Source organism: Cupriavidus sp. 05T313 (assembly GCF_056396665.1).
Genome location: NZ_JBFTLX010000296.1, coordinates 1 through 8090 on the forward strand (window position 1 = coordinate 1; position 8090 = coordinate 8090).

Sequence of the window (8090 nt, forward strand, 5' to 3'; positions counted from 1 at the left end):
AACCAAAGCTGCACCTGTAAAGGCTGCTGCCAAGAAGGCCGCGCCGGCCAAGAAGGCTGCTCCCGCAGCTGCCGCGGTAACCCCGCGTCCGCTGAAGGAAACCTTCAACAAGTCGAGCCTGGTCGCTCATCTGGTAGCACAGACCCAGTTGGAGGCCAAAGCCGTGAAGACGGTGCTGGCTCATCTGGAAAACACCATCGTCAGCGCGCTGCACAAGAAGGGCGCAGGCGAGTTCACGCTGCCCGGCCTGATGAAGGTTACGGCCCAGCAAGTGCCCGCCAAGAAGAAGCGCTTCGGCAAGGACCCGTTCTCCGGTGAAGAGCGTTGGTTCCCGGCCAAGCCCGCCAGCGTCAAGGTCAAGGTSCGYCCGCTGAAGAAGCTGAAGGACGCAGCAGCTGCCTGATCGGGGCCTGTTTCCAGCTTGAAAAGGAGCCGCTAGCCGGCTCCTTTTTTGTATCTGGCGTTTGCACTGCGGGCATGCCGTGTGCATTCGCAGGTGCGCCGCGGCGCCTCAGCCGGCAGTGAATGAAGCCGGTGCAATACTCCGGGAGATCGTCATGCCAAGCATCCAGTACCGCCTGTGGCGGCTAGCCCTGCGCCTGGTCCGGCGCAAACACCGTTTTTCCAGTGCGCAGGCGCTGCACGAAGAGATTCGCCGCCGCCGCAAGATCGGCCGGGCGGATCCCTCGCCGCGCTTGCTGGCGCGCCATGAAATCAGCATGGAACTGGTTGCCGGCGTGGGGGTCTACACCGTGCGCCCGCGGGGCGCCGACAGCGGCCGCCAGATTCTCTACCTGCACGGCGGCGGCTACGTATTCGATATCGTCAGCCAGCACTGGGACTTCATCGGCAAGCTGGTGGATGCCCTTGGCGCGACGGTGATCGTGCCGATCTATCCRCTGGCGCCGGAACATACCTACCGCGACGTGTTTGCCGGGATGCTGCCGCTCTACGACCAGATCGTGCAGCGCCAGCCGCCCGCCAGCCTGACCGTGATGGGCGATTCGGCCGGCGGCGGCATGGCGCTCGCGCTGGCGCAGATCGCGCGCGATTCCGGGCGCGCGCTGCCCGGCAGGCTGGTGCTGATGTCACCGTTCGTGGACGCGACAGGGAGCAACCCGGGCATCGATGCGCTCGAACCGCTGGACCCGATGCTGTCCAAGCCAGGCGGCATCGAGTGCGGCCGGGTCTATGCCGGCGGTGATCCCGTCACGCTGCCGCAGGTCAGCCCCATCTACGGCAGCCTGCGTGACCTGCCGCCGGTGACGCTGTTCATCGGCACCCATGACGTGTTGCTGCCCGACTGCCGCGCCTTCCGCCTGCTCGCGCAGGAACAGGGATTGCCGCTGCGGTACTACGAATACGAGGGCATGTTCCACGTGTGGATGCTGTTGCCGATGCCGGAAGCCGACGCAGCGTTCGCGCAGATCGTAGCCGCCGTGCAGRCCGACGACAGCGCACAGCGGCACCCGCCGGGCCTGGCCCCGCTCTGCGCGGAAGCGGAAACCGCGGACCACGCAGGGCAACGGTAGCGCCCGGGGTGCAACCCGGCGGGAGCGCAGGCCGCGAGGAACGGCGATAATCGCGGGGTTGCCGGCCAACTGCCGGCCTTTAGGAGTCCCCATGTTTTCTCGTCGTTACGGCGCGGTCTGGCTGACCGTGCTCGCGTTGCTCGCGCTGGCGGCGCTCGCCGCCATGCAACGGATTTCCCCGGCATGGCTGGCGGCGCCGGTCGCGCTGCTGTTGGTCGGTTTGTACGACATTGGCCAGTCGCGCCACTCCATCCTGCGGAACTATCCGGTCTGGGGCCACCTGCGCTTCTTCTTCGAGTTCATCCGCCCGGAGATCCGCCAGTATTTCATCGAGGACGACACCAACGAGATGCCGTTCTCGCGCCAGCAGCGCAGCCTCGTCTACCAGCGCGCCAAGAACGAGGTCGACAGCCGGCCCTTCGGCACCGAGATCGATGTGCGCCTGGCGGGCCACGAGTGGATCAGCCATTCGCTGGCGCCGACCCGCATCCCCTCCGCCGACTTCCGCATCACCGTGGGCGAGGGCCGCGCCCAGCCTTACTCGTTATCGATCTTCAACGTCTCGGCGATGAGCTTCGGCGCGCTGTCCGGCAACGCGATCCGTTCGCTCAACCGGGGCRCAAAGCTTGGCGGCTTTATCCACGACACCGGCGAAGGCTCGATCTCCCCGTACCACCGCGCCGAAGGCGGCGACCTGATCTGGGAGGTGGCCTCCGGCTACTTTGGTTGCCGCCGCGCGGACGGTGGCTTCGATCCCGACAAGTTCGCCGAGCAGGCGCGCTCGCCCCAGGTCAAGATGATCGAGGTCAAGCTCTCGCAAGGCGCCAAGCCGGGCCATGGCGGCGTACTGCCGGCGGCCAAGGTCACGCCGGAAATTGCCGCCACGCGCGGCATCGCCATGGGCGAGGACTGCATCTCGCCGGCCACGCACAGCGAATTCTCCACGCCGCTGGGCCTGCTGCAGTTCGTCGACCGGCTGCGCACGCTGTCCGGTGGCAAGCCGACCGGGTTCAAGCTCTGCATCGGGCACCCATGGGAGTTCTTCGGTATCGTCAAGGCCATGCTGGAATCGGGCATCCTGCCGGACTTCATCGTGGTGGACGGCGCCGAAGGCGGCACCGGCGCGGCGCCGCTGGAGTTCGTCGACCATATCGGCGTTCCGCTGCAGGAGGGGTTGCTGCTGGTCCACAACACGCTGGTCGGCGTGAACCTGCGCGACAAGATCCGCATCGGCGCCAGCGGCAAGATCATTACCGCGTTCGACGTGGCACGCACGCTGGCCACCGGTGCCGACTGGTGCAACTCGGCGCGCGGCTTCATGTTTGCGCTCGGCTGCGTGCAGGCGCAAAAATGCCATACCGACCGCTGCCCCGTGGGCGTGGCCACGCAGGATCCGGTGCGCCAGCGCGCCATCGTGGTGCCGGACAAGGCGGATCGCGTAGCCAGCTTCCACCGCCAGACGCTGCATGCGTTGCTGGAAATCCTGCAGGCAGCCGGCCTGCATCATCCTGCCGATCTCAAGCCGCACCATATCGTGCGGCGTATCTCGCCCAACGAAGTGCGGCTGATGTCCGAACTGCTCAAGTTCCTGACGCCGGGAGACCTGATCAACGGGAATTTCCGCTACCAGCTCTACGAGAAGTATTGGCCGCTGGCGCGCTCCGACAGTTTCTCGATGTAAAGCGCCGCGCTAGCGCGCGGCTTGCGGCGCCGGCAGGCGGGCGCGCCCGTGCTGGCGGAATGCGCTGGGCGCCTGCCCAACATGCTTGGCAAAGAAGCGCGCGAAATACGCGGCATCCGCAAAGCCCAGCGTCGAGGCGATCTGCTTGATATCGAGATCGCTATAGAGCAGATCGCGCTGCGCCTCCACGATCAGGCGCGAATGGATCAGCTGCAGCGCGCTCCTGCCGGCAAGCTGCTGGCAGATGCGGTTGAGCTGGGTGGGCGAGATGCCGAGCGTGTCGGCGTAGCCCGCCAGATCCTGGTGGTTCCGAAAACGAGCCTCCACCAGTTGCTGGAACTGCTGAAAATGGCGTGCGGTCCTGCCTGCCGGCTGCGCCCCGGTTGCACCCGCGCCCGAAGCGCGCCGGGCAATACCCACCAGCAGCAAGGACAGCAGCGCCGACAAGGCCGCGCCGCGCCACAGCGAGACCGCGTTCATCTCCGCACGAAACAGTTCCAGCGCTCCGGCGAGCACGGTGGCGTCATCGCGCTCGCCGCGGGCCGGGTCACCGAACTGGTCGTGGTAGGGCCGCTCGAACAGCGGCAGCGCATCCGGCACGCCAGCCAGCAGCGTGTGCAGGTAGTGATCGGTCATGGTGATCACGATGCCGTCCACGTCAGGCGTAAACCGAAAGCCATGCACGCAGCGCGGCGGCACCGTCACCACAGTGCGCGAGCCCAGCGGGTACTCGCGGTCGTCGAGCAGCGCGCGGCCGCCCCCCTGGTGCACGTAGAGAACCTGGAAGAAGCGCTCGTGGCGGTGCGGCTTGATTTCCCAGTCGTTGATTCCGCTGCGCTCCGGGATCGACTCGAAATGCAGTTGTTCCAGCAAGGGCTCGTTGGAGTTGACCCCGTAGAGCGAGTAGGTCGGGACGGTTTTCATGGGGCAGGGGCGGCACCGGGGTGCCAATTGTCCCGCCAGGGGGCGGATCTGTCCATCCGCGCTGCCGCTTGCCATGGCAGCGCAGCGATGGCTACTGATCCGCCTTGGCGCCCGACTTGCGTACGATCTCGGCCCACTTGTTGCCCTCCGCCACGGTGTAGCGCGCGAACTCGGCGGGGGAGGAACCTACCGGCTCGGCGCCCATGTCGGCGTACTGGCGCTGCACATCGGGCTGCCGCAGCGCCTGCGCGGCGTGGGCCGCCAGCTTCGCCACGATCGGGGCCGGCGTGCCGCGCGGTGCCCATAACCCGTACCAGGTGCTGATATTGAAGCCAGGCAAGCCCGACTCCGCCACCGTGGGCACGTCCGGCAGGGCACGCGCGCGCTTGAGCGTGGTGACGGCCACGGCGCGCAGCTTGCCGGCCTTGATAAACGGCATGGCCGATGGCATGGAATCGAACATCAACTGGATCTGGCCGCCCATCAGGTCGGTCAGCGCGGGCGAGCTGCCCTTGTACGGCACGTGCTGCATCGAGACATTGGCGGCGAACTTGAACGACTCGCCGGCCAGTTGCTGGGCCGACGCATTTCCCGCCGAACCAAAGTTGATGCTGCCACCCTTGGCCTTCGCATAGGCAATCAGGTCCTGCACGGTCTTGACGGGCGAATCGTTGTTGACCACCAGCACCAGTGGCACTTCGGCCAACTGCGTGATGGGCACAAAATCGTGAAACGCGTCGTAGCGCATCTTGGGGTAGATGCTCGGGTTGATCACATGCAGCGAGGCATTGGCGAGAATCGTGTAGCCGTCGGGCGCGGCCTTGGCGACCACTTCCGCGCCGATCATGCCGCTGGCGCCCGGCTTGTTGTCGATCACCACCGTCTGGCCGAGCGTGTCGCCCATCTTGACGCCGACCACGCGCGCCAGCAAGTCGGTTGGCCCGCCCGGCGGGTAAGGCAGCACCATGCGGATGGGGCGTTGCGGGAAATCGTCGGCGGCACGGGTGGGAGATGCGCCCAAGGCGGYAATGGCAGCCGTGGCGAGAGTCGCGAGCAAGACCAGATGGCGTGCGCAACGGCGATGCTTGGTGCGGTGTGTACCGTGTTGCGTGTTCAGGACCCTGAATCGGAATGGCATGAATTTGTCTCCTTGATTTTTATCGCGACTTTGCCGACGATCTGCCTGGCTTCCAGGGCGCCCAGCGCCTCGGCCAGCCCGCTCATCGGGTACACCTTCGACACGGTCGGTCGAATCTTGCCCTCGCTGGCCCAGGCACACAGCGTGCGCATGACGGCCTGCAGCGCAGGCGCATGCTGTGCCCRCTCGTTGGCGGGGGTCCAGCCGATATAGCGGCCAACAAAAAATCCATGCAGCGTCAGGTTCTTCACCAGCAGCAGGTTCAGCGGCGCTTGCGGGATGCGGCCACTGGCAAAGCCGATGCTGAGAATCCGCGCATTGGCAGCGGCCGCGCGCAGCGCCTGGTCGAACAGGTCGCCGCCTACCGGATCCACCACCACGTCGGCACCATGCCCGCCGGTTACGCGCTTGACTGTGGCGGCCAGGTCTTCCGGGGCCAGCGCATGCTGAGCGCCGCGCAGCAGGGCTTCCGCGCGTTTCGATTCGGTGCTGGCGCAGGCGATCACCCGCGCGCCCAACTGGTGGGCGATTTCCACCGCGGCCAGCCCCACGCCGGCGCCGGCGCCGAGCACCAGCACCGTTTCTCCCGGCTGCACGGCGCCGCGCCACACCAGGCCGCAGTAAGCGGTGCCGTAGGAGAGCGGGACCGGCAGGGCTTGCAGCGCGTCAAGCGTATCGGGTATGGGGTAGACGGTGTACTCCGGCAGCGTGACTTCGTCGGCAAAGCAGCCCCAGTCGGCAATGGCCACCACGCGGTCGCCGGGGCGCAGGCGCGTGACGGCCGCGCCGCAAGCCACTACGCGGCCGACCGCCTCGGTGYCGGGCACGAACGGCAACGGCGGCTTGGTCTGGTAGCGTCCCGCGACCATCAGGCCGGTGGCGTGGCTCACGCTGGCATATTCCACGGCAAGCGTGACCGCGTGCGGATCCGCAAGCGCCGGCCGCGGGATGCTCGCCAGGCGGACGTCTTGCGCTTTGCCGAAGTGCTCGCAGAGCAGGGCGCGCATCATGCCGTGGCTCCCGCCGTGTTTTGGCCAGCCAAAGGGCTAGCCTGCCTGACAACACCACACTCCAGCAATCGGGCGAGCTTGTCAGGCGCTATGCCGCATTCGCGCAACACGGCTTCGGTGTGTTCGCCGACACGCGGCGCTGCGGTGGGCACGCGCCGCATGCCCTTGGCCGGGATGCCGGCAAACGGCAGGGTAGCCAGGCCAGGCTGCGCTACCGTCTGGAACGTCTCCTGCTGCGCGGCTTGCGGGTGGTCGAGCACTTGCCGGTAGTCGCGCACCGGCGCATGGAGGATATCGTGCGCCTGAAGGATGCGCAGCCAGTGCCCCGTGCTCTTGCCGGCAAGCACCGCAGCCACGGCGTCCTGCAGCCACGCCGCGTGCGCCATGCGGCTGGCATTGTCGGCAAAGCGCGCATCGTCCGCCCACGCCGGGCGATCCAGCGCCAGGCACAGCCTGCCGAACTGCGCGTTGTTCAGCGCCAGCAAGGTGAGGCTGCCGTCGCTGGTCGCAAACACGCCATTCGGCGCGCTCACCGGCCCGGCGGCCACGGCACCCTGGATGGCGTACTCGAGGATATTGTTGGCCTGCAGCGCTACGCAGGCGTCGAACAGGTTTAGCTCGACATGCGCGCCGAGGCCGCGGCGAAAGCGCCTGCACAAGGCAGCGGCGCAGGCTTGCGCCGCATACAGCCCGGTGGCCGCGTCCGCCAGCAGCATGCCGATGCGGCGCGGCGTGCCGTCGGCCATGCGGTTGGTGTGCATGAGGCCGCTGTCGGCCTGCATCACCGAGTCCGAGGCCGGATAGTCGGCATAGGGGCCGTCCGCGCCGTAGCCGCTGATCGACACATAGACCAGCGCCGGATTGCGCGCGCACAGCGCGGCATAGCCCACGCCGAGCCGCTCGGCAACCTGCGGCCGGAAGTTCTGCACCACGATATCCGCTTGCAGCGCGAGGTCGAATAGCAGCGCCTTGCCGGCGTCGGTGGCCGCATCGATGCAGACGCCGCGCTTGCCTGCGTTGTACGCGATCGACAGCGCGCTGTGCTCCCCGCGCACCACGCCCACATGCCTGCCCCAGTCGCCCGCCGGCGGATCGACCTTGATGACCTCGGCGCCTTGTTGCCAGAGGATATGCGCGCAATACGGGCCCGCAATGCCCTGGCTGATATCCAGGATGCGCAGGCCAGAGAAGGGCAGTTCGTCAACCGCTTCGGATGAAGAGGCGGTAGGTGAAGCTAATGCGGATTGCAGGTCGGTCTGGGCCATCGGCAGGGATCTGAGAGTCGTAAGGTGGCGTCGGATGGCTTATGCTAGGGCGTACTCCTGGCCGTGACAATCCGTCGGCCTGTGCCACCCGTGTTGACTCATGATTGACAATAATCCCAGCTTCGACCTGAACCTGATCCGGCTGTTCGTCACGCTCGTGGAATCCAGAACGCTCACGGCCGCCGCCGCGCGCGGCGGCATGACCCGCTCCAATGTCTCGCGCCGTCTCAAGGCCCTTGAGCAGCATATGGGCGCGCAACTGATGCGGCGCACCACCCGCCATGTGGAGCTGACCGAGGCCGGGCGGCTGCTGTATGCGCACGGCGTTCGCATGCTCGATGAACTGCAGGCGGCGGGCACCTCGATCGACAGCCTTGGCCAGACCGTGCGCGGCGACGYGCGGATCCGCCTGCCCACCGGACTCGGGCATCTCTACCTGGCGCAGGTATTACTGGAATTTGCCCGGCAATACCCGGCCATCTCCTTGCGCGTGCTGATCAACGACTACATCGGCGACCTGATTTCCGCCGAGGTGGATGT

8 protein-coding genes are annotated in these 8090 nt (G+C 66.9%); 4 read left to right on the plus strand and 4 right to left on the minus strand.

Going from position 1 to position 8090, the window contains the following annotated elements; genetic code table 11:
- The 3 genes from AC1DKD_RS36405 to AC1DKD_RS36415 form a co-directional block, all read left to right on the plus strand.
- Nucleotides 1-403, plus strand: a 403-nt coding sequence (locus AC1DKD_RS36405; protein ID WP_477144375.1) for an HU family DNA-binding protein, incomplete at its 5' end; no start/stop codon positions are given.
- 154 nt (nt 404-557) lie between these two features.
- A complete protein-coding gene (locus tag AC1DKD_RS36410) occupies nt 558-1532 on the plus strand; it encodes an alpha/beta hydrolase (protein WP_477144376.1) in 975 nt (324 codons plus the stop codon).
- A 91-nt stretch (nt 1533-1623) separates the two neighbouring features.
- Nucleotides 1624-3213 carry an FMN-binding glutamate synthase family protein gene (locus AC1DKD_RS36415; protein ID WP_477144377.1) on the plus strand — a complete coding sequence of 530 codons (1590 nt, stop codon included), beginning with the start codon at nt 1624-1626 and terminating at the stop codon, nt 3211-3213.
- A gap of 9 nt (nt 3214-3222) precedes the next feature.
- Here the strand turns inward: AC1DKD_RS36415 and AC1DKD_RS36420 are convergent, their stop codons facing one another.
- From AC1DKD_RS36420 to AC1DKD_RS36435, 4 genes are all read right to left on the minus strand, one after another.
- Nucleotides 3223-4137: a helix-turn-helix domain-containing protein gene (locus AC1DKD_RS36420; protein WP_441636717.1), complete on the minus strand. Its 915-nt coding sequence runs from the start codon at nt 4135-4137 to the stop codon at nt 3223-3225.
- 91 nt (nt 4138-4228) lie between these two features.
- Nucleotides 4229-5275, minus strand: coding sequence for a tripartite tricarboxylate transporter substrate binding protein (locus AC1DKD_RS36425; RefSeq protein ID WP_477144378.1), 1047 nt, complete (start codon nt 5273-5275; stop codon nt 4229-4231).
- Entirely contained in the window at nt 5251-6282 is a 1032-nt protein-coding gene (locus tag AC1DKD_RS36430) for an NADPH:quinone oxidoreductase family protein (protein ID WP_477144380.1), read from the minus strand. Before AC1DKD_RS36430 ends, AC1DKD_RS36425 begins: the two co-directional genes overlap by 25 nt.
- A complete protein-coding gene (locus tag AC1DKD_RS36435) occupies nt 6282-7550 on the minus strand; it encodes a CaiB/BaiF CoA transferase family protein (RefSeq protein WP_477102075.1) in 1269 nt (422 codons plus the stop codon). The genes AC1DKD_RS36430 and AC1DKD_RS36435 overlap by 1 nt, the downstream gene beginning before the upstream one ends.
- Before the next feature lie 100 nt (nt 7551-7650).
- Here AC1DKD_RS36435 and AC1DKD_RS36440 point away from each other — a divergent pair.
- The coding region (locus AC1DKD_RS36440) for a LysR family transcriptional regulator (RefSeq protein WP_477144379.1) at nt 7651-8090 on the plus strand (440 nt) is incomplete at its 3' end.

Bases quoted from the DNA above. Each gene is read 5' to 3' on its own strand.
- AC1DKD_RS36420 (WP_441636717.1), bottom strand. From the start codon at position 4,137: ATGAAAACCGTCCCGACCTACTCGCTCTACGGGGTCAACTCCAACGAG.
- AC1DKD_RS36435 (WP_477102075.1), bottom strand. From the start codon at position 7,550: ATGGCCCAGACCGACCTGCAATCCGCATTAGCTTCACCTACCGCCTCT.